This window comes from Pseudoduganella sp. jia 9 (assembly GCF_055502615.1).
Genome location: NZ_JBUPWE010000029.1, coordinates 1 through 20,494, shown reverse-complemented (window position 1 = coordinate 20,494; position 20,494 = coordinate 1). Strand labels below are relative to the sequence as shown.

20 protein-coding genes and 1 tRNA gene are annotated in these 20,494 nt (G+C 62.6%); 12 read left to right on the top strand and 9 right to left on the bottom strand.

Annotation, left to right across the window (positions count from 1 at the left end):
- Nucleotides 1-45: 45 nt before the first annotated feature.
- Entirely contained in the window at nucleotides 46-804 is a 759-nt protein-coding gene (locus ACY34H_RS28355; RefSeq protein ID WP_464980761.1) for a PEP-CTERM sorting domain-containing protein, read from the bottom strand.
- A 377-nt stretch (nucleotides 805-1,181) separates the two neighbouring features.
- Here ACY34H_RS28355 and ACY34H_RS28350 point away from each other — a divergent pair, with 377 nt between their 5' ends.
- Nucleotides 1,182-2,258, top strand: coding sequence for an acyltransferase family protein (locus tag ACY34H_RS28350; protein ID WP_464980808.1), 1,077 nt, complete (start codon nucleotides 1,182-1,184; stop codon nucleotides 2,256-2,258).
- Nucleotides 2,259-2,641: 383 nt separating this feature from the next.
- Here the strand turns inward: ACY34H_RS28350 and ACY34H_RS28345 are convergent.
- From ACY34H_RS28345 to ACY34H_RS28330, 4 genes are all read right to left on the bottom strand, one after another.
- Nucleotides 2,642-2,717 (bottom strand) — tRNA-Lys (locus ACY34H_RS28345).
- Between the two features lie 122 nt (nucleotides 2,718-2,839).
- Complete coding sequence (gene tfpB / locus ACY34H_RS28340; protein ID WP_464980760.1) at nucleotides 2,840-4,609, bottom strand: type IV pilus assembly ATPase TfpB; 1,770 nt, start codon at nucleotides 4,607-4,609, stop codon at nucleotides 2,840-2,842.
- A gap of 4 nt (nucleotides 4,610-4,613) precedes the next feature.
- The gene (locus ACY34H_RS28335; protein WP_464980759.1) at nucleotides 4,614-5,435 is read right to left on the bottom strand and encodes a spermine/spermidine synthase domain-containing protein; all 822 of its coding nucleotides are present in this window, start codon (nucleotides 5,433-5,435) and stop codon (nucleotides 4,614-4,616) included.
- Nucleotides 5,436-5,605: 170 nt separating this feature from the next.
- On the bottom strand, nucleotides 5,606-6,124 hold the full coding sequence (locus ACY34H_RS28330; RefSeq protein WP_464980758.1) for a glycine zipper 2TM domain-containing protein: 519 nt from the start codon (nucleotides 6,122-6,124) through the stop codon (nucleotides 5,606-5,608).
- A gap of 515 nt (nucleotides 6,125-6,639) precedes the next feature.
- Here ACY34H_RS28330 and ACY34H_RS28325 point away from each other — a divergent pair.
- The 5 genes from ACY34H_RS28325 (at nucleotide 6,640) to ACY34H_RS28305 (ending at nucleotide 11,804) form a co-directional block, all read left to right on the top strand.
- Nucleotides 6,640-7,038, top strand: a complete 399-nt coding sequence (locus ACY34H_RS28325) for a barstar family protein (protein WP_464980807.1) — start codon at nucleotides 6,640-6,642, stop codon at nucleotides 7,036-7,038.
- A gap of 109 nt (nucleotides 7,039-7,147) precedes the next feature.
- The gene (gene purN, locus ACY34H_RS28320; RefSeq protein ID WP_464980757.1) at nucleotides 7,148-7,837 is read left to right on the top strand and encodes a phosphoribosylglycinamide formyltransferase; all 690 of its coding nucleotides are present in this window, start codon (nucleotides 7,148-7,150) and stop codon (nucleotides 7,835-7,837) included.
- 30 nt (nucleotides 7,838-7,867) lie between these two features.
- Complete coding sequence (locus ACY34H_RS28315; RefSeq protein ID WP_464980756.1) at nucleotides 7,868-9,193, top strand: RsmB/NOP family class I SAM-dependent RNA methyltransferase; 1,326 nt, start codon at nucleotides 7,868-7,870, stop codon at nucleotides 9,191-9,193.
- Complete coding sequence (locus ACY34H_RS28310; RefSeq protein ID WP_464980755.1) at nucleotides 9,190-10,506, top strand: mechanosensitive ion channel family protein; 1,317 nt, start codon at nucleotides 9,190-9,192, stop codon at nucleotides 10,504-10,506. Before ACY34H_RS28315 ends, ACY34H_RS28310 begins: the two co-directional genes overlap by 4 nt.
- A 107-nt stretch (nucleotides 10,507-10,613) precedes the next feature.
- Nucleotides 10,614-11,804, top strand: a complete 1,191-nt coding sequence (locus ACY34H_RS28305; RefSeq protein ID WP_464980754.1) for a DesA family fatty acid desaturase — start codon at nucleotides 10,614-10,616, stop codon at nucleotides 11,802-11,804.
- 256 nt (nucleotides 11,805-12,060) lie between these two features.
- Here the strand turns inward: ACY34H_RS28305 and rpmG are convergent, their stop codons facing one another.
- The 3 genes from rpmG to radC all read right to left on the bottom strand — a co-directional run bounded on the left by rpmG (nucleotide 12,061) and on the right by radC (nucleotide 13,359).
- Entirely contained in the window at nucleotides 12,061-12,228 is a 168-nt protein-coding gene (gene rpmG / locus ACY34H_RS28300; protein ID WP_050411857.1) for a 50S ribosomal protein L33, read from the bottom strand.
- Between the two features lie 12 nt (nucleotides 12,229-12,240).
- On the bottom strand, nucleotides 12,241-12,477 hold the full coding sequence (gene rpmB / locus ACY34H_RS28295; protein WP_008451488.1) for a 50S ribosomal protein L28: 237 nt from the start codon (nucleotides 12,475-12,477) through the stop codon (nucleotides 12,241-12,243).
- A 207-nt stretch (nucleotides 12,478-12,684) separates the two neighbouring features.
- Nucleotides 12,685-13,359, bottom strand: a complete 675-nt coding sequence (gene radC / locus ACY34H_RS28290) for a RadC family protein (protein ID WP_464980753.1) — start codon at nucleotides 13,357-13,359, stop codon at nucleotides 12,685-12,687.
- 176 nt (nucleotides 13,360-13,535) lie between these two features.
- On the opposite strand from radC, the gene ACY34H_RS28285 reads away from it, so the two are divergent.
- The 6 genes from ACY34H_RS28285 (at nucleotide 13,536) to ACY34H_RS28260 (ending at nucleotide 18,977) form a co-directional block, all read left to right on the top strand.
- On the top strand, nucleotides 13,536-13,979 hold the full coding sequence (locus tag ACY34H_RS28285) for an FKBP-type peptidyl-prolyl cis-trans isomerase (RefSeq protein WP_464980752.1): 444 nt from the start codon (nucleotides 13,536-13,538) through the stop codon (nucleotides 13,977-13,979).
- A 4-nt stretch (nucleotides 13,980-13,983) separates the two neighbouring features.
- Nucleotides 13,984-14,916: a 4-hydroxy-3-methylbut-2-enyl diphosphate reductase gene (ispH, locus tag ACY34H_RS28280; RefSeq protein ID WP_464980751.1), complete on the top strand. Its 933-nt coding sequence runs from the start codon at nucleotides 13,984-13,986 to the stop codon at nucleotides 14,914-14,916.
- A gap of 365 nt (nucleotides 14,917-15,281) precedes the next feature.
- On the top strand, nucleotides 15,282-16,211 hold the full coding sequence (locus ACY34H_RS28275) for a branched-chain amino acid ABC transporter permease (protein WP_464980750.1): 930 nt from the start codon (nucleotides 15,282-15,284) through the stop codon (nucleotides 16,209-16,211).
- Between the two features lie 10 nt (nucleotides 16,212-16,221).
- On the top strand, nucleotides 16,222-17,439 hold the full coding sequence (locus tag ACY34H_RS28270) for an ABC transporter permease subunit (RefSeq protein ID WP_464980749.1): 1,218 nt from the start codon (nucleotides 16,222-16,224) through the stop codon (nucleotides 17,437-17,439).
- A gap of 9 nt (nucleotides 17,440-17,448) precedes the next feature.
- Nucleotides 17,449-18,219, top strand: a complete 771-nt coding sequence (locus ACY34H_RS28265) for an ABC transporter ATP-binding protein (RefSeq protein WP_464980748.1) — start codon at nucleotides 17,449-17,451, stop codon at nucleotides 18,217-18,219.
- A complete protein-coding gene (locus ACY34H_RS28260; protein ID WP_464980747.1) occupies nucleotides 18,219-18,977 on the top strand; it encodes an ABC transporter ATP-binding protein in 759 nt (252 codons plus the stop codon). The genes ACY34H_RS28265 and ACY34H_RS28260 overlap by 1 nt, the downstream gene beginning before the upstream one ends.
- Before the next feature lie 187 nt (nucleotides 18,978-19,164).
- Here ACY34H_RS28260 and ACY34H_RS28255 read toward each other — a convergent pair whose 3' ends face one another.
- Nucleotides 19,165-20,376 carry an ISL3 family transposase gene (locus ACY34H_RS28255; RefSeq protein WP_464975433.1) on the bottom strand — a complete coding sequence of 404 codons (1,212 nt, stop codon included), beginning with the start codon at nucleotides 20,374-20,376 and terminating at the stop codon, nucleotides 19,165-19,167.
- Nucleotides 20,377-20,494 lie beyond the last annotated feature (118 nt).

Below are 20,494 nucleotides of genomic sequence, written 5' to 3'. Positions count from 1 at the left end.
TCGGTTCTGCTGGGTTCAGTTGGGTTCAGTTGCGCTCAGCTACGCTCAGCTGCCCACGGTTGCGCTTGGTTGCGCTTTGGTTGCGCGGCGCAACCGCCAGCCGAGGCCGGCGAGGCCAAGTGTCAGCAGCGCCACCTGCGACGGTTCTGGTACCGGGCTGACACCGGCATAGGCGCTGGCCGCATAACCGAGTTCGCCTTCGAGCGTTGCGTTGCCGCTCGCGAACGTCACCGACAGCTGACGCGCTTCCGTGTTGCCCAGCAAGCTGACCAGGACGTCTTCGGTCTGTGTCGGCTCGCCCGTGACCGCGTCATAGGTAAGGCCGAACAGCAGGCTGTAACTCGAGCCGCCGTACTGGGAATCGGCGCCGGCACCGCCCGTGGCGCTGGCGTCGGCATACAGGACCACCTGGGTATTCGCTGTGAGCGTGAACGAATGGCCGACGGCGACAGTGCTGAAGAACTCGCCTTCATTGCCGGTGAAGTGCGCCGATACATTAGCCGTGCCGTCCGCCAGCGAGGCCGTCGCACTGCCGGTGCCGACCGTGGCGGTCACGCTGCCGTCCTCGGTCAGGTATTCGAACGGGTCGGGAATCCCGACATCGTCGTAATAGCCGGCCGTCAGCACCTTGCCGCCGTCGTCCAGGGTCAATGCCGCGGCGATCCCGTCCTCCAGGTCGAGATCGATCACTTCAAAGCGGAAATTGCTGATTTGCGCGGTAGACGTGACATCGGCAAAGGCGGTCAACGGCAGTGACAGCGCGAATGCGGCGGTGCATGCGGCAGTAATGGCGGACGGTCTCATGAAGGGCTCCAGCGTGTTGGGAAAAGAACATGTTAGCGAAGCCAGTTTCTAGTTTTTAAGTTATTTATAAGGAAATTTGTCGTAAAAGTTCATCCCGATGCGTGGTGCACGGGCGCTCGATATCGGCATGGCCTCCCCGGTCCGGATACTTTGTAGCGCCATGGATGGGCTAACTCGGCTATCCTGCCGTCCTTTATAAAATCATCACGGCCTGCCGGGCTGGATGAGCGGTACAAAGGATGTGGATGAAGTCGGTAAGCAAGTCGGTAAGTGAGTCGGTAAGTGGGTCGGTAAGTGAGTCGGTCAAAGGGTTTGCAGGCAAGCCGGCACCTGTGCGGGCCAGGGCGCAGGCGGGACCCGAGTTCGCAGTGATTAATCTGTTGAAGGCGGTGGCCGCACAATTGATCGTGCTGCATCACCTGGCGTTCTACGGGCCGATGGCCGACCATGCACGCCCCCTGGCGCCTGGCCTGATGGAATGGCTTGGCGATACGGCGCGCATTGCCGTGCAGGTGTTTCTCGTGATCGGCGGCTTCCTTGCCGCGAAGTCGCTGAGCCCGGACGGAAGCGGTGGACTGGCCGATCCGCGCGCGGCGATCTGGCGGCGCTATGTGAAGCTGGCCCCGCCGTTCCTGGCCGCCACGCTGCTGGCCGCGCTCGCTACCGCCTGGGCCGCTTCCTGGATGACGCATGACTCGATTTCCGCGCCTGCCACCTTTGCGCAGCTGTGTGCCCATGCGGTGTTGCTGCATGGGGTGCTGGGGTATGAATCGCTGTCTGCGGGTGCATGGTATGTCGCGATCGATTTCCAGCTGTATGCGGCGCTGGCCGTGACGCTGTGGCTGGCGGGCCGGGTGGCCAAGGGCCGGCCACTGCCGTGCCTGATACCCTGTGCCGTTGCGGCAGGCATCGCGGTTTCGCTGTTCTATTTCAACATGGATGCCGGCTGGGACGATTGGGCGCCGTATTTCTTCGGCAGCTATGGCCTGGGCGCGATGGCCTGGTGGGCTGGCGATCGCAACCGCAAGGGCCGCGCGGTGATCTTGCTGGCGGCACTTGCCGTGCTGCCGGTGCTTGCCGCGCTGGTGCTTGAATTCCGCGACCGGATCGCACTGGCGCTGGCTGTCGCCTGCGTATTGTTCCTGTTCGGGCGCGTGCGGGCGCGGCCGGGCCTTGCCATGTCCGCTGTCGGTGGGCTCGGGCGCATTTCGTACGCCGTCTTCCTCGTGCATTTTCCGGTCTGCCTGGTGATCAATGCGGCGTTCACGCGGTATGTACCGGCCGATCCGCAATGGCAGATGGCCGGTGTGCTGGGCGCATGGGCAGCCAGCCTTGCGGCGGGCGCCATGTTCCATCGTTGGGTGGAACTGCCGCTCGGCCTCACGGTACACGCCGCAACGAGGCGCATGGCTGCGCCAGCGTGGGCGGGAGAAAAGATGACGCTGAGGTCTTGAGGCTGCGCCGCAAAAAAAGGCCAACCGCGCGGGTTGGCCGAAGTAGGGAGGGTGGTGCTGTGCTGCTCAGTGCTTACTTCGTTCGCGCGCCTGCCGGCGTCCTTCCTGCTTCCATGAAGTCGAGCGCGGCGGGCGCCGGCCAGGCCGGAGGGCACAGGTCCGCCATCGTTGCCGCGCAGGATGTCGCAACAGGTTCAACGGCTGCTATCGTAGCCGGGCCCGCCGGGTGATTCTTCAGCAACTGTTGAGGGAAATTGTCATGAATGTATGACGGCGCGCAAGGCGTTCAGCCTTAGCTGGACGTGCGGAATTGCTGAACCGATTTGAAGCGAACAGCCAACAAAAAAGCCAACCGCGAACGGTTGGCTTCTCTGATCTATTCGTGGTAGGCCGTGCGGGATTCGAACCTGCGACCAACGGATTAAAAGTCCGCTGCTCTACCAGCTGAGCTAACGACCCGAAAGAGGCCGTATTATATACGCCTCATTGCGCTCTGCCAAGATGCACATCATCAAAAAATATCCGGGTTTCCCACCAGGGCGAATTCCGGATGCTTGCGGTGCCGAACCCTGCCGTCCTGGTCATACCAGCGATGCGGTGGCCTTCAGTACTTCCTCGGCGGTGGTAACCCCTTCGATCACCTTCCAGGCGCCGGCGATGCGCAGCGGTTTCATGCCGTCGGCGATGGCCTGCCGGCGCAGCGCGCCGATATCGGTTTCTTCCTTGACGAGCGCGTTGAATCCGGCGCTGACGGTCAGCAGCTCGTAGATGCCGGTGCGGCCGCGAAAACCCGTCTGCCGGCACTCGGGGCAGCCCACCGGGCGGTAGACCTGCTGTGGTTTCGGCAGGTTCCAGGCACCGCCGATGCCTTGCCAGATGTCGTCCGCCAGCGTGCCGTCCGCCGCCTTGCAATCGGCGCACAGCGTGCGCACCAGGCGCTGCGCCATGATGCCGACGATCGTTGCTTCCAGCAGGTAGTAGGGCACGCCCAGTTCCAGCAGCCGCATCACGGCCGATGGCGCGTCGTTCGTGTGCAGCGTCGACAGCACCAGGTGGCCGGTCAGCGCGGCCTGGATCGCCATTTCGGCCGTAGCCAGGTCGCGGATCTCGCCGACCATGATGATGTCCGGGTCCTGCCGCATCAGCGCGCGCACGCCGTCCGCGAACGACAGCTCGATGCCCGGCTGCACCTGCATCTGGTTGAAGGACGCTTCCACCATCTCGATCGGGTCCTCCACGGTGCACACATTGACTTCGGAAGTGGCGAGCGCCTTCAGCGTCGTATACAGCGTGGTGGTCTTGCCTGAGCCGGTCGGGCCGGTAACGAGGATGATGCCGTGCGGCCGCTGCGTCAGCGCGTCCCAGCGTGCCGCGTCCTCGGGCGGGAAGCCCAGTTCGGGCAGCGTCTTGACGACGACGTCCGGATCGAAGATCCGCATCACCAGTTTTTCGCCGAAGGCCGTCGGCAGCGTGGAAAGCCGCAGCTCGATTTCCTGGCCGCCGGCGGTGCGCGTCTTGATGCGGCCATCCTGCGGGCGGCGCTTCTCGATCACATCCATCCTACCCAGCAGCTTGATGCGCGCGGTCATCGCGATCATCACCACGGCCGGCACCTGGTAGACCTGGTGCAGCACGCCGTCGATGCGGAAGCGGATGTTGCCGATGTCGCGCTTCGGTTCCAGGTGGATGTCGGAGGCGCGCTGCTCGAATGCGTATTGCCACAGCCAGTCGACGATGTTGATCACATGCTGGTCGTTGGCATCGACCTGCCGGTTGCTCTTGCCCATTTCGACCAGCTGCTCGAAGTTGTTGCGCAGCGCGAGGTCCTGGCCGGTGGACTTGTTGGCGTCCCTGATCGACTTCGCCAGGGAAAAGAACTGCGATGTGTACTGGGCGATGTCGAGCGGATTGGCGATCACGCGGCGGATCGAGCGGCGCGAGATCTTGGCGATCTCCGGCTCCCATTCGAGCGCGAACGGGTCGGCGGTGGCGACCGTGAGGGTGTCGGCCGTGATTTCCACCGGCAGGATATTGAAGCGCGCCGCGTAGCTGGCGGACATCACGTCCGCCACGCGCGTGAAATCCACCTTCAGCGGATCGATCCGGTACAGCGGCAGCCGGGCGCGCCCGGCCAGCCATTCGGTCAGCAGGTCCAGCGTCAGCTGCCGGTGCGGCGGCTGGGCGGACAGGATCTTGCAATGCGCCACGGCGCACAGCGGATGCATCGCGCCGGCGGTGTTGCGCAGGATGCCCTGGGCCTGCGTGTAATGGGCCTTGACGCCGGCTTTCTCGACCATGCCGTCGGCCAGCAGCCACGTGAAGATCTGTTGCAGGTCGAGTGTCTTGGCCATGGCGTCAGGTTTTTGCCGGGGCAAGGCCCTTCACCCACGATTTCGCCGGCAGCTTCGTCTGCGCGTGGATTTCCCTGGCACGCTCTTCCAGGGCAGGAATGTCGATCGGGCGGGCACGCTTGAATGCCAGCGCGACCACGTTGCCTTCATGGACCTCCGGCAGGCTGATTACCTGGGGGAAGGCGTACTTCATCGCCTTCAGGTTCTTTGCATAACTGGGGTGGTCGCCGAACAGGTTCACGGTCATGATGCCGTCCTCGGTGAGGCAGGCAGCGCAGGCGGCATAGAATTCGGCGGAATCGAGCACCGGGCCGCGCGCCGTGGCGTCGTACAGGTCCACCTGCAGCGCGTCGAGCGTGTTGTGGTTGGCCACGTCGTTGACGAAATCGAGTGCATCCATCTCCAGCACGCGCAGTCGCGCATCGTCCGGCGGCAGCTTGAACATTGACTGGCAGATCGCGATCACGTGCGGGTTCAGTTCCACCGCCGTCACCTGCGCTTCGGGAAATGCCTTGTAGCAGAACTTGGTCAGCGAGGCGGTGCCCAGGCCCAGTTGCGCGACGCGCCGCGGCGTTGCGATCCACAGCATCCACGCCATCATCTGCTGCGCATATTCCAGTTCCGGCCAGTCCGGCTTGCGGATACGCATCGCGCCTTGCACCCATTCGGTGCCGAAATGCAGGTAGCGTACGCCATCCTGCTCGGACAGCGTCACCGGTGCGAATTTCGGTTTGTAAGGGGCCAGCTTGCGCGCGGCGCTTTTCGCCGCCGGCTTTGCCGGACGCGACGACTCTTCTTTTTCGATGGATTTACGTTTGATCAGCATGGTGGGTTCCGGTGGAGCCTTATTATCCCGCGTCGCTTTGCAACGTAGCAAGCCTCCGGTAGCACGCCGCGGCAGCAAGTCCCGGTCCCAAGCCCCGGGTGCAACCGTTTCCCACAATGCGAACTGCCGGCCCGCGGGCCGGCAGTTCGCCGTTTCCAGGCAAAGGGGCTTTACTGGACCGGTTCGACCGATACGCGCAGGCGTACGCGTTCGCCCGGGTCCTGCGACATATAGCTGGTGTAATTGCGGCCGCGGTAGTCGTACACGACTTCATAGCCGGTGGTACGCGATTCCCAGTTGTCGACGGTGCGGCATTGTTTTACCGCCTGTTCCTGCACGCCCGGGGGCTGCGCGTTCTGGTTGTCGACACGGTCGCCAACCACGGCGCCGGCGATCGCGCCGGCCGCCGCCGCCGCCGTGCGGCCGCTGCCGCTGCCGACCTGGCTGCCCAGCAGCGCGCCGGCAATGCCGCCGACGATCGAGCCGCCCACGCTGCGCTGCTGCGGTTGCTGTACCTGCACGTATTCGGTACGGCATTCCTGCTGCGGCCGATTGACCCGCTCGACCTGGGGCGTGACCCGCACCACACGGCCGTAATCCTCGAAATCGGCGGCCTGCACGGCCGGCAAGGAACCGAGCAGCATGGCCGACAACATTAATTTGAATGGCAACTGAGCTTGCTGTTTCATTTGAGGTACCTCTATTGGTAATTGTCTTATTATCAGCGACAAACTGCGGAAGAACAGGGGAGTGTGTATTACGCGATTCAATGGTAACGCCGCCGTGCCGCACTAATCTGGGTTCATGGCAACAAAATGTAACCCGCACTCATGGTTTGCCGACAGATACCCACTGCGAAGCGCCGGGAGGCGGATTGTCGGCAAGGCATCTTAAATGGCCCTGAAAATGACCGCTTTTTAACAAATCTTGCGCACGCTGCCACATTAAAGTTGATTCATGCTGGACAACACGTTACCCTTACACTCTAGGGATCGAATTGACGGAGAGAAACGCGACTAGCGCTGCCGGTGCAGCGGCACGCCGCGCATCACGAGGTCGCAGTGGGTCGCAGTGTCGGCTGCAGTACTGTTCGCACTGCTGTTCGCACTGATGCTACTTGCCTCGCAGTGTGCCGCAGTGTGCCTTGTATAGGTGCCTTCAATATAAAACACATACCGTACAACAGGTCGATTTTGAGGGAAAAATGAGTTTGTTCTTAACCGTGCCGCCCAACCTCGTTCAGTCCATCAGGGCATTCCGGATCGCTGAACTGCAAGAGGAGGCCGGCCGCCTGGGCCAGCATTTTTTATATGCGTATTGCAATGCCGGCCTGACCAAGCAGCAAGTGCTGGGCATCATTGCCGAATCCTTTCGGTTCCCCAAGCCCTGTGGCAAGAATTTCGATGCGCTCCGCACCACGCTGACGGAAACGCTGTTCCAGGCCGGCGCTCAGCCCGGTTTCGTGATCGTGCTCGAACAACTGCCCAATACCCAGAAATTCGACCGTGAAGCGCGTGAAACGCTGCTCGACGTGTTCCGCGACGCGGCCGACTGGTGGGCCGAAAAGAAGGTGCCGTTCCGCGTTTTCTATTCCTTTGAATAGCGCCGCGCCGATCGCCTGAGGCGTTCCGCGCCGTCCCGGCGCCGCCGGCCGCTGGTCCGCCGCTGGTCCGCCATTGGTCCACCCTCCCGCAGCGGGTACAATGTCGGCCATGAAAAACATCGTCATCCTTATTTCGGGCCGCGGCAGCAATATGGAAGCCGTGGTCCGCGCCGCCGAAGCGGAGCAGTGGCCCGCCCGGATTGCCGCCGTCATCAGCAACCGTGCCGATGCCAAGGGCCTGGAATTCGCCGCCGCGAGGGGCATTCCCACCGCAGTCGTGCCGAACAGGGATTACCCGACCCGCGAAGCATTCGATGCAGCGCTGCAAACCGTCATCGACGGCTTCGCGCCGGACCTCGTCGTGCTGGCGGGCTTCATGCGCATCCTCACCCCCGGCTTCGTCGAACACTACAGCGGGCGCATGCTGAACATCCATCCGTCGCTGTTGCCGCTGTTCCCCGGCCTGCACACGCACGAGGCGGCGCTGGCGGCGGGCCACGCCGAGCACGGCGCCACCGTGCATTTCGTGACCGCCGAACTGGATCATGGCCCGATGGTGGACCAGGCTTCCATTCCGGTACTGCCGGGCGACACGCCGGAAACGCTGGCGCAGCGCCTGCTGGTGCAGGAACACGTGCTGTATCCGCGCGCCATCCGCTGGTTCATCGAAGATAAACTGACTGTCGAGGACGGCCAGGTCTACGGACCGCATCGCCCGCGCTCATCGGCCCCGTCATCGGCCCCGTCATCGGCCCCGCCGTCGGCCGCGATGGCCGCATCGGACCCATCCGCGAACTGATCGCGAACCAATTCATCACCAGGATTCCCCATGAGATTGCCTCCAGTCGTGCTCGCCAGCGCAGAAGAAGTGCTGCGCGAGATCTTGCGCTTTACCGCGCCCGCGGACACCACCTTGTCCCGCTACTTCAAGGACCACCCCCGCCTCGGCGGCCGCGAACGCGGTGCCATTGCCGAGTGCGTGTATGCGGTGCTCCGCAACAAGAACTTCTTCACCGAGTTTTCCGAGCCGAATGGCGGCGCCACGATGCGCCGCCTGATGCTGCTGGGCATGGTCGATGCCGTTGGCGTCGATGCGCTGCCCGGGCTGACGGACGAGGAAACCGAGTGGCTGACGCGGATGAAGGACATCGACCGCTCGCTGCTGCACAAATCGCTGCGCACCAATATGCCGAAATGGCTGTGGGAAAAGCTCGTCGAGCAGTATGGCGAGGCCGAAGCGCTGCAGCTGGCCGATGCGCTGAATACGCCTGCGCCGCTGGACCTGCGCGTCAATGCGCTGAAGGCGGACCGCGACAAGGTCATCGCGCAACTGGCCGAGGCGCCGATCAAGGCCACGGCCACGCCGTTCGCGCCGCTGGGCCTGCGCGTGCTGCGCAAGCCGCAGTTGCAGAACCTGCCGCTGTTCAAGGAAGGCGCGATCGAGGTGCAGGATGAAGGCAGCCAGGTGCTGGCGCAGATCCTCGGCGCGCGCCGCGGCGAGATGGTGGTCGACTTCTGCGCCGGCGCAGGCGGCAAGACGCTGGCGCTGGGCGCACAGATGCGCAACACCGGCCGCCTGTATGCGTTCGATGTGTCGGAAAAACGCCTGGCCAAGCTGAAGCCGCGTCTGGCGCGCTCGGGCCTGTCGAACGTGCATCCGGTGGCGATCGCCCATGAACGAGATGCGAAGATCAAGCGACTGGCCGGCAAGATCGACCGCGTGCTGGTCGACGCGCCATGCTCCGGCATGGGCACGCTGCGCCGCAACCCTGACGTGAAGTGGCGCCAGCCGGTCGAGGCGATCGCCGAGATGCACGAGAAACAGGTATCGATCCTGGATGGCGCCGCGCGCCTGGTGAAAGCCGGCGGCCGACTCGTGTACGCGACGTGCAGCCTGCTGAGGGAAGAAAATGATGCGGTGGCGGAGCAGTTCATCGCCGGCCATCCGGACTTCCAGCTGGTGCCGATGAGCCAGGTGCTGGCTGAACAGAAGATCAACCTGGACATGGGCGACTACCTGAAACTGCTGCCGCACAAGCACCATACGGATGGTTTCTTTGCCGCCGTGTTCGAACGCAAGCCGATGGCCAAGGCGACGCCGGCCGGTGACTCCGCCGAAGAGGCCGTGGACAAGGCCGAGGCCAGAGACGAATGAAGCAGATCCCGCTGTCGGCATTGTGGAACGACCTGCTGGGCGACCTGCGCGATCCGGGCCTGATGTGGCAGCTGGGAGCGCTGGTCCTGTCGGTGGGGCTGGGCTGGATGCTGTCGCGGCTGGTGCTGTCCCGTCTCGGGCAGCGTGCCGACCGGACCGGCATGGCGCGCTTTGGCGTGGAAAGCTTTGCGCGCGTGATCGCGCCGCTGGCGATCGTACTGCTGCTGTGGCTGTCGCAGATCGTGCTGGGGCGCTGGTACCAGGTCAACCTGCTGAAGGTGGCGCTGCCGATCTGGGGCTCGCTGGCGGTCATCCGGCTGACGTTCTACCTGCTGCGGCGGGTATTCGCGCGGCGCGGCGAAATCGGCGCGGCGATGCTGACGTTCGAGAAGATCTTCCAGTTGCTGGTATGGGTGGCGTTTGCGCTGTACATCACCGGTTATTGGGACGACATCTACCGTTATCTCGACAATATGACGCTGCACCTGGGCAAGAACAAGGTGACGGCGGCGGAGATCCTGCAGGGCATCGTGTCGGTCGTCGTCACACTGGTGCTGGCGATGTGGGCCGGCGCGGCGCTGGAAGAGCGGCTGATGGGCGTGGATACGCTCAATTCGAACGTGCGCGTGGTGCTGGCACGGGTCGGCCGGGCGCTGCTGATCGTGTTTGCCGTGCTGTTCAGCCTGAACCTGGTGGGCATCGACCTGACCGTGCTGTCCGTGTTCGGCGGGGCGCTGGGTGTCGGCCTCGGTCTGGGCCTGCAGAAGATCGCCAGCAACTACGTGTCAGGTTTCATCATCCTGCTGGACCGCAGCCTGCAGATCGGCGACATGATCACCGTCGACCGGTTCAGCGGCCGTGTGGCGCGGATCAACACGCGCTACACGGTACTGCAGGGGCTGGACGGCGTGGAATCGATCGTGCCGAACGAGATGTTCGTGTCGAGCGCGGTGCAGAACACCACGTTGACAAACAAGGAAGTATGGATCGGCACGAAGGTGTCGGTGGCGTATGACACGGATCTCGACTACGCGCTGAAGCTGCTGGAAGAGGCGGCGGCATCGGTGCCGCGGGTACTGAAATCGCGGCCGCCGGGCGCCACGCTGCTCAACTTCGGTGCCGACGGCCTGGAACTGCAGGTGGGCTTCTGGATCGGCGATCCGGAAAACGGCCGCGGCGGCGTCACATCCGATGTCAACCGTGCGATCTGGAAAGCGTTAAAGGATCACCAGATCTCTGTGCCGTTCCCGCAGCGGGAAATGCGCATCATCGGGCAATTGCCAATCCCCGAAATACCACATGACGTTAAGTAATCGTCCCGCCTGTCCCGGACGAATGCGCGTACAATTGATGGTAACGTCTGCTGGCGTTGCGCAAGATTTCCGCGCGACTGGAAATCATTGAAAAGGATGGAACTAGCTTGAACGCTGTCTTGGACTTCCTGACGCATGGCATTACCGGTCTGTCGAACTGGCAAACCGTCATCTATACGCTGATCGTCACCCACATCACGATCGCGGCCGTCACGATCTACCTGCACCGGCACCAGGCGCACCGCGCGCTGGAGCTGCATGCGATCCCCAGTCACTTCTTCCGGTTCTGGCTGTGGCTGACCACGGGCCAGGTCACGAAGGAATGGGCGGCGGTCCACCGCAAGCACCATGCCAAATGCGATACCGAGGAAGATCCGCACAGCCCGGTTACCCGCGGCATCAAGAAGGTATTCTGGGAAGGCGCCGAGCTGTATCGCGCTGAAACGAAAAACAAGGAAACGCTCGACAAGTACGGTCACGGCACGCCGGACGACTGGATCGAGCGCAACCTGTACACGAAATACAGCTGGCAGGGCGTGGCGCTGCTGCTGATCCTGAACGTCATGCTGTTCGGCGCCAAGGGTCTCACGGTGTGGGCCATCCAGATGCTGTGGATCCCGATCACCGCCGCCGGCATCATCAACGGTATCGGCCACTACTGGGGTTACCGCAACTTCGACTGCTCGGATGCGGCCACCAACATCATTCCTTGGGGCATCATCATCGGCGGCGAAGAGCTGCACAACAACCACCATACGTATGCCACGTCGGCCAAGCTGTCGTCCAAGTGGTACGAGTTCGACATCGGCTGGGGCTATATCCGCATGATGGAAATGGTCGGCCTGGCAAAAGTGAAGAAGCTGCCGCCGAAGCCGAAGTTCGCTACCGCCAAGCTGCAGGCCGACATTGAAACGCTGCACGCGGTGATCGCCAACCGCTACGACGTGATGGCCAAGTATGCCAAGTCGGTCAAGCATGCGTGGGAAGAGGAAGTGGAGCACCTGAAGCACAAGGCGCAACTGGAATCGGGCGTGCTGAAGTCTGCCCGCAAGGCCATGCAGCGCGAGCCGGCGAAGCTGGAAGCGGTGCAAAAGGCGCATCTGACCGAGCTGTTCCAGCACAGCAAGGCGCTGGAAACGATGCACAATATGCGCGTCGAACTGGGCGTGATCTGGGAACGCTCGCACTTCACCCGCGAAGAGCTGGTGCACAAGCTGCAGGACTGGTGCCAGCGCGCCGAAGCGTCCGGTATCAAGGCGCTGCAGGACTTCTCGCTGCGACTGCGTACCTACGCCTGATCTTCCCGAGCTTCATCGAGACGGCCCTTCGGGGCCGTTTTTATTTGCCTTCATAAACATTTCCCAAACCCGGGGTCAGACCCCGATCTCAGGCAACATTTCCCAAAACCGGGGTCAGACCCCGATTTCAGGCAATTTGCACACCGGGCACGCGCCACGATCCGGGCAGTCCGGCTGGGTTTTGCAACAGTCCTGATGCAAAAAAGCCGCTCGAGAGCGGCTTTTTTAATGGAGCAAGATCGCGCAATCGCAATGATTACTTGATCTTGGTTTCCTTGTACGTCACGTGCTTGCGGGCTTTGGGATCGAACTTCATGATCTCCATTTTGCCAGGCATCGTGCGCTTGTTCTTGGTCGTGGTGTAGAAGTGACCCGTGCCAGCGGTCGATTCCAGCTTGATTTTGTCGCGGCCAGTTTTTGCCATGATAGCTCCCTATTAGACTTTTTCGCCACGAGCGCGCATGTCGGCCAGGACGGCGTCGATGCCGACCTTGTCGATCACGCGCAGACCGGCGTTGGACAGACGCAGGGAGACCCAGCGGTTTTCAGATTCAACGAAGATGCGGCGGTTCTGCAGGTTCGGCAGGAAACGACGCTTGGTCTTGTTGTTTGCATGGGAAACGTTGTTGCCGACCATCGGCTTCTTCCCAGTGACTTGGCAAACACGTGCCATGTTGCACTCCTTAGATAACTTCCAAAATTGGAAAAACAGGAGTTTATCCAAAAAGCTGAGGTTTTTCAATCACTTGTGAAAAACAATTGTGTCATGAAGTGATCGAAAAATTTAACATTTATTCGGAGTGTGAATCCCGAACAACATGACTTGCGCCGAAGTCCTTGATATCTAACGGTAAACGCCGAGCGGGCAGGGCGCGAATTGTTACATCTGGCCGTTTTCCGCGAAGGAATGCACGCGATGTCCGGCGACAACGAAATGATCGAGGATGCGGATGTCGACCAGCGCCAGCGCCTGAACCAGGGCGCGTGTCAGCAACATGTCGGCTTCGCTGGGTTCCGGCGTGCCCGACGGATGGTTATGCGCCAGCATCACGCTGGCGGCGTTGCGCGTCAGCGCTTCGCGCACCACTTCCCGCGGATAGACGCTGGTATGCGTGAGCGTGCCGCGGAACAGTTCGCGTGCTGCGATCAGGCGGTTGCGCACGTCCAGGAACAGGACATGGAACGATTCGTAGGGCCGGCCGGCCATCGCGAGGCGCAGGTATTGCTTGGCGGCCTGCGGCGAGCAGATCGATTCACCGGACAGCATCTCGTCGCTGATTGCGCGCCGGGCCAGTTCGATCACCGCATTCAGCTGCGCATACTTGGCCGGACCCAGGCCCGGCACGTCGGTGAAGTCCTTCAGGCTGGCGCGCAGCAGGGCCTGCAGCGAGCCGAAATGCCGGACCATGTCGCCGGCCAGCTCGACGGCATTCTTGCCGCGCACGCCCACGCGCAGGAAAACGGCCAGCAGTTCCGCGTCGGACAGGGCCTGCGCGCCTTCGCGGATCAACCGTTCGCGCGGGCGCTGGTGCGCCGGCCAGTTCGAGATACTCATGCTTGCCTCCTTGGCTTGATCGGAAGGCCATTATCCGAGCCGGCGAACCGGGCCATACTGATATGGCGAAGACATCGGCGGACTCGCGGCGCGGGCCGCGCGATCCGCCTGCCAATGCCAAGCTGGCTTACAATACCGGTTTGCCCAGCTTATTGCGCCCAACCAAGGGTCACATCATGTCGAACGTCGTCACTCCTTCCGCCTATCTCACCCTGCATTACCGCCTGGCCCAGCTGGACGGTACCGATATCGTTTCCACCTTCGACGGCAATCCGGCCACGCTGATGCTGGGTTCCGGCCAGCTGGCGCCGGTACTGGAAGAGTTGCTGCTCGGCTTGCCGGAAGGTACCCATCAAACCTTCGACCTGGAGCCGGGCGTGGCCTTCGGACCGCGCAACCCGGAGCTGATCCGCCCCGTCACGCGCGCCACGCTGGACGAAAATTCGGTGCCCGGCGCGGAATACCGCGTGGGCGACCTGGTCGATTTCGCGGCACCGGGCGGCGGCCGCTTCTCCGGCATCCTGCGCGAACTGCATGACGATGCCGCCATCTTCGACTTCAACCACCCGCTGGCCGGCCAGCCGGTGCGCTTTGAAGTGAACCTGATCTCCGTCCTGTAATCCCATGCAAACCGATAAAGAAATTCTCCTGGCCCAGCCGCGCGGCTTTTGCGCGGGTGTCGACCGCGCGATCGAGATCGTCGAGCGCGCGCTGCAGCAGTTCGGCGCGCCGATCTATGTGCGGCACGAAATCGTGCACAACGCCTACGTCGTCGAGGATCTGCGCGCCAAGGGCGCGATCTTCATCGAAGACCTGGATGATGTTCCGGCCGGCAATACACTGGTGTTTTCCGCGCACGGCGTGTCGAAGGCGGTGCGCGCCGAAGCGGAAGCGCGTGGCCTGTCGATCTTCGACGCCACCTGCCCGCTGGTGACGAAAGTGCACGTGGAAGTGGCCAAGATGCGCAAGTCCGGCTGCGAGATCATCATGATCGGCCACGACGGCCACCCGGAAGTGGAAGGCACGATGGGCCAGGCCGAAGAAGGCATGCACCTGGTGGAAACCATCGACGACGTGGCGACGCTGCAAGTCGGCAACCCGGAAAACCTGGCCTACGTGTCGCAGACCACGCTGTCGGTGGACGACACGGCCGAGATCATCGAAGCGCTGAAGGCGCGCTTCCCGGCCATCCAGGAACCGAAGAAGGGCGACATCTGCTACGCCACCACGAACCGCCAGGAGGCGGTGAAGTTCATGGCCCCGCAGGTGGAAGTGGTGGTCGTCGTGGGCAGCCCGAACAGCTCGAACTCGAACCGCCTGCGCGAGGTGGCCCGCAAGATGGGCACGCCGGCCTACATGGTGGACCGGGCGGACCAGATCGACCCCGCCTGGCTCGACGGACACCAGCGCATCGGCGTCACGGCCGGCGCCTCGGCGCCCGAGGTGCTGGTGCAGGCCGTCATCGACCGGCTCAAGGAACTGGGCGCGAAGAGCGTCCGGCCGTTGGAAGGCGTGGAGGAAAACGTCACGTTCCCGCTGCCGCGGGGCCTGGCGTGACGTCGTTCTGCGCATTGTCCATGTTATAACTGAATATTGTTCAGCATCGGCGCCGTTTTTCCGCGCGTAGTTTTCATTGGGAATGGCTATGATGGCGGGCCAACTTGCGGGCCAGTCCAGGAAATTGCCGATCAGACTTCTTTTTGACCGGCTTCCGGGAGCGGGGCGGACGTAGTAGGATGCGGCCGCCGTGCCATCTTCGTGGCGTGCACGTTGGCGGCAATGAACAGCGATGCTGAAGAGCGTCATGCGGCGGCACTGCGGGGCTATCCTCCGGGTGCCGTTTTTGTTACGCGGCGGCAGGTGCCACACGTCCTGCCGGCGCATGAGATCGAGCCGATCACACGATCGAAACAAGGGGAGTGATGGATACCTTCATCCAACAAATTATCAATGGGCTCGTGCTGGGCAGCATGTATGCGCTGGTGGCGCTCGGCTACACGATGGTGTACGGCGTACTGAACCTGATCAATTTCGCCCATGGCGACGTGCTGATGATCGGTGCCATGATCGGCCTGACCATCCTGAATATACTCGGGGCCCATTTCCCTGAAATGAATGGCTGGCTGCAACTGGGTATCGCCATCCTCGGCGCCATTCCCGGCTGCATCATCGTCAATGTGCTGATCGAACGCATCGCTTACCGCCGCCTGCGCAACGCGCCGCGCCTGGCGCCGCTGATCACGGCGATCGGCATGTCGATCCTGCTGCAAACGTTCGCGATGATGATCTGGGGCCGCAATCCGCTGCCGTTCCCGCAACTGCTGCCGGCCGACCCGATCGCCGTCGGCGGCGCCGTCATCAGCATCACGCAGATACTGCTGCTGGCCCTGGCCGCGCTGTCGATGTGCGCCCTGGTGCTGCTCGTCGAGAAAACCAAGATGGGCCGGGCGATGCGCGCCGTGGCCGAGAACCCGCGCGTGGCAGGCCTGATGGGCGTCGACTCGAACCGCGTGATCGTCTATACGTTCGCGATCGGCGCCGCGCTGGCTGCCGTGGCCGGCGTGATGTGGGGCGCCAATTATGCGTCGATCCAGTTCGCCATGGGCACGATCCCCGGCCTGAAGGCGTTCTGCGCCGCGGTTCTGGGCGGCATCGGCAATATCTATGGCGCGATGATCGGCGGTATCGTGCTGGGTATCATCGAAAGCCTGGGCGCCGGCTATATCGGCGACCTGACCGGCGGCTTCCTCGGCAGCCATTACCAGGACATCTTCGCGTTCATCGTGCTGATCCTGGTGCTGACGGTGCGCCCGTCCGGCATCATGGGCGAACGCGTGGCCGACCGCGCTTAAGGAGTCCGACATGGCACTGCTCAATTTCGACACCGCGCGCGATCCGAAGAAGGCCTACACCAGCATGGCCCTGCTGCTGGCCGTGATGCTGGTCTTCCCGTTCATTGCCCAGAATTTCGGCAACTCCTGGGTGCGTATCGCCGACCTGGCGCTGCTGTACATCATGCTGGCGCTGGGCCTGAACATCGTGGTCGGCTTTGCCGGCCTGCTCGACCTGGGCTATATCGCGTTCTATGCGGTGGGCGCCTACCTGACCGGCCTGCTGGCCTCGCCACAGTTCGCGGCACTGCTCGAATCGGTCATCATGCTGCATCCGGCGTTCGGCGAAGCGCTGGCGGCGATCCTCGGCGAGGAGATCCGCACCAACGGCATCCACCTGTCGGTGTGGTTCATCGTGCCCCTGGCGGCGGCGCTGGCCGGCCTGTTCGGCGCCATCCTCGGCGCGCCCACGCTGAAGCTGCGCGGCGACTACCTGGCCATCGTCACGCTGGGCTTCGGCGAGATCATCCGGATCTTCATGAACAACCTGAACGATCCGATCAACTTCACCAACGGTCCGCAGGGCATCAACCTGATCGATCCGATCAGGGTATTCGGCGTGGACCTGGCCGGCGAGCAGGGCTCGGGCGCGATGGTGTCCATCGGCGCCTGGCAGATGCCTTCCGTCAATGCCTACTATTTCCTGTTCCTGTTCCTGTGCATCGCCACGATCTTCGTCACCGCGCGCCTGCAGCATTCGCGGCTGGGCCGCGCCTGGGTGGCGATCCGCGAAGACGAGATCGCCGCGAAGGCCATGGGCATCAACACGCGCAACGTGAAACTGCTGGCGTTCTCGATGGGCGCCTCGTTCGGCGGCGTGGCCGGCGCCATGTTCGCCGCGTTCCAGGGCTTCGTGTCGCCGGAATCGTTCTCGCTGACCGAGTCGATCGCCGTGCTGGCCATGGTGGTGCTGGGCGGCATTGGCCACATTCCCGGCGTGGTGCTGGGCGGCCTGCTGCTGGCGGCGCTGCCCGAAGTGCTGCGCCACGTCGTCGAACCGGTGCAGATGCAGCTGTTCGGCAAGGTGCTGATCGAAGCGGAAGTGCTGCGGCAACTGCTGTACGGCCTGGCGCTGGTGCTGATCATGCTGGTCCGCCCGGCCGGCTTGTGGCCTTCGCCCAAGCACGAGGATCGCCCGGACGGCGATTCCGACACCAAGGGCAAGGCAACCGGCGTCGTGGCGGCATAAGGAAAACAGATGAGCGAAGAAGTCATCCTGAACATCCAGGGCGTCAATAAACGGTTCGGCGGGCTGCAGGCGCTGACGGACGTCCGCATCAACATCAAGCGCGGCCAGATCTATGGCCTGATCGGTCCGAACGGCGCCGGCAAGACCACGTTCTTCAACGTGATCACCGGCCTTTACCAGCCCGATACCGGCACCTTCGAACTGGCCGGCAAGCCGTATTCGCCTTCCGCGCCGCATGCGGTGGCCAAGGCGGGCATTGCGCGCACGTTCCAGAACATCCGCCTGTTCGGCGAAATGACGGCGCTGGAAAACGTCATGGTGGGGCGCCACGTGCGCACGCGCCAGGGCGTGTTCGGCGCGGTGTTTCGCCACAAGGCCGCGCGCGACGAAGAGAAGGCGATCCGCCTGCGCGCCCAGGAACTGCTCGATTTCGTCGGCATCGGGCAGTTCGCCAGCCGCACCTCGAAATACCTGTCGTACGGTGACCAGCGCCGCCTGGAAATCGCCCGCGCGCTGGCCACCGATCCGCAACTGCTGGCGCTGGACGAGCCGGCCGCCGGCATGAACGCCACCGAGAAGCTGGCGCTGCGCGAACTGCTGGTGAAGATCAAGGCCGAGGGCAAGACCGTGCTCCTGATCGAGCACGACGTGAAGCTGATGATGGGTCTGTGCGACCGCATCAGCGTGCTCGAATACGGCAAGCTGATCGCCGAAGGCCTGCCGCACGAAATACAAAGCAACCAGGCCGTCATCGACGCCTATCTGGGAGGGTCGCACTGATGGTGGCAACCGATGTGGCCGCGGCAAAGCCGGCGGCCGTGAAGAACGTGCTGAAGATCGACGGCCTGCAGGTCGCGTACGGCGGCATCAAGGCCGTCAAGGGCATCGACCTGGAGGTAAACGAGGGCGAGCTGGTCACGCTGATCGGCGCGAACGGCGCCGGCAAGACCACCACGCTGAAGGCGATCACCGGCACGCTGCCGGCCTGCAAGGTGGACGGCACCATCTCTTACCTGGGCCAGCCGCTGAAAGGCCTGCAGAGCTTCCAGCTGGTCGAAAAAAAGCTGGCGATGGTGCCGGAAGGGCGGGGCGTCTTCACGCGCATGACGATCCTGGAAAACCTGATGATGGGCGCCTACACGCGCGACGACAAGGCCGGCGTCGAGGCCGATATCGCCAAGTGGTTCGACATCTTCCCGCGCCTGAAGGAGCGCGCCGCGCAGCTGGCCGGCACGCTGTCGGGCGGCGAGCAGCAGATGCTGGCGATGGCGCGTGCGCTGATGTGCCACCCGCACCTGCTGCTGCTGGACGAGCCGTCGATGGGGCTGTCGCCGATCATGGTCGACAAGATCTTCGAGGTGATCCGCGACGTCTCGAAGCAGGGCATCACGATCCTGCTGGTGGAACAGAATGCCAAACTGGCATTGCAGGCGGCCGACCGCGGCTACGTGATGGATTCCGGCGCGATCACGATGACCGGCAACGCCGACGACATGCTGCACGACCCGCGCGTGAAGGCCGCATACCTGGGCGAATAGCCACCAAAAAACCGGGGACGTACCCTTGTTTATAGGAAAATTCTTGAAAACAAGGGTCCGTCCCCAGTTTGGATGCGTCGCTTGAAAAATTGGGGACGTACCCTTGTTTCTAGGAAAATTCCTGAAAACAAGGGTACGTCCCCAGTTTATATTGTGGCTGTAAGGAGTCCGCAGCATAAAAAAAGGTTCATCGCACTTTGCCGGGGAACGCATTCTTGATTTTCAAGAAGAAGTAGGATGCGTCCCGGAATCCGTAAGCCATGCGTTTGATCACTTTGATGCGATTGTTGACGCCTTCCAGGATGGATGAGTTCATCGGATAGATGGCCGAAGCCAAGATACCGCGCCGGTATTTGGCCAAGCGTTTAGCGAACTGGATCAGCGGTGCGATCTGGCTTTCCAGGGCGAGCTTGAGCCAGGTTTTCCATCGACGAGCACCTTCCCAGGCCGATGGCGCATACCAGATCTCTTTCAGTTCGGTCTTGAGCAGGTAGACCGTTGCCAAGGGCTGGTTGGCGGCGAGCAGTTCGTCAAGTTTGATCGCCTGGTCGGTTTTGAGATTGTCGCGATTACGCAGCAAAAGCCATCGGCTGCGCTTGATGACCTGACGGGCTTTTGGCTCTGCACGTAGTGCATTGGCTTGATCGACCCGTACCCGGTCAACGACTTCGCGGCCAAAACGGGCCACGACATGAAATAGGTCGTAGACCACCTCGGCATTGGGGCATTGCTGGCGCACTTCGAGATCCATAGCCGTGTTCATGTCCATCGCCACGGCTTCAATCCGCTGGCAGCCTTCCGGTCCCAGCATCTCGAAAAATGGCCGGATCGCTTCCCGGCTATTGCCTTCTCCAACCCACAATACGCGCATCCGTTCAGCATCGAGCGCGACAGTGGCATAGCGGTGTCCCTTGTGCAGGGCGAATTCGTCCATCACCAGGCGCCGTACACCCTCTGCTGAGAAGTCAGCATGCAAGTGCTTCAAGCGCCGATGATCGATCTCTTTGACGGTATGCCAGTGTAGGCCGGTCAGCCGGGCCACATGTGCTATCGGAAGCAGTTGCGCCAGCGCCTCGACCCACAGGCGCACACGATGCGTAATGCGTGAACGCCGGTCAAGCCAGACAATGTGCTCGGCAACCCGTGCATTACAGTGATGGCAGTCCAGTCGCCGCACTGGCACATCAAGCCAGACGCGTTTGTCCAGAATATCGCGGTCGCGCACCTTGCGTCTTCGGCGCTCATGCACCAAGGCGCAAGGCTGGCGGCACGACCCACACAAAGCATCACTTGTCGGACAGGGTTCGAGAACGATCAGCAGGGAACCGTCTTTCTGTTCTTGGACGGAGTCGAGAATATGGCCTTCCCAAAACGGGAGAGACGACATAGCATTGAGCATGGCGGTGGTTTGAAAGATTGACTTGTTTGGCGACTATCAATCTACCAACTTCAGACCCCCGCCACCACTTCCTGCTCAGATCGTCAATCCCGTCTTCCCCCATTCCCCGCGAAGAACC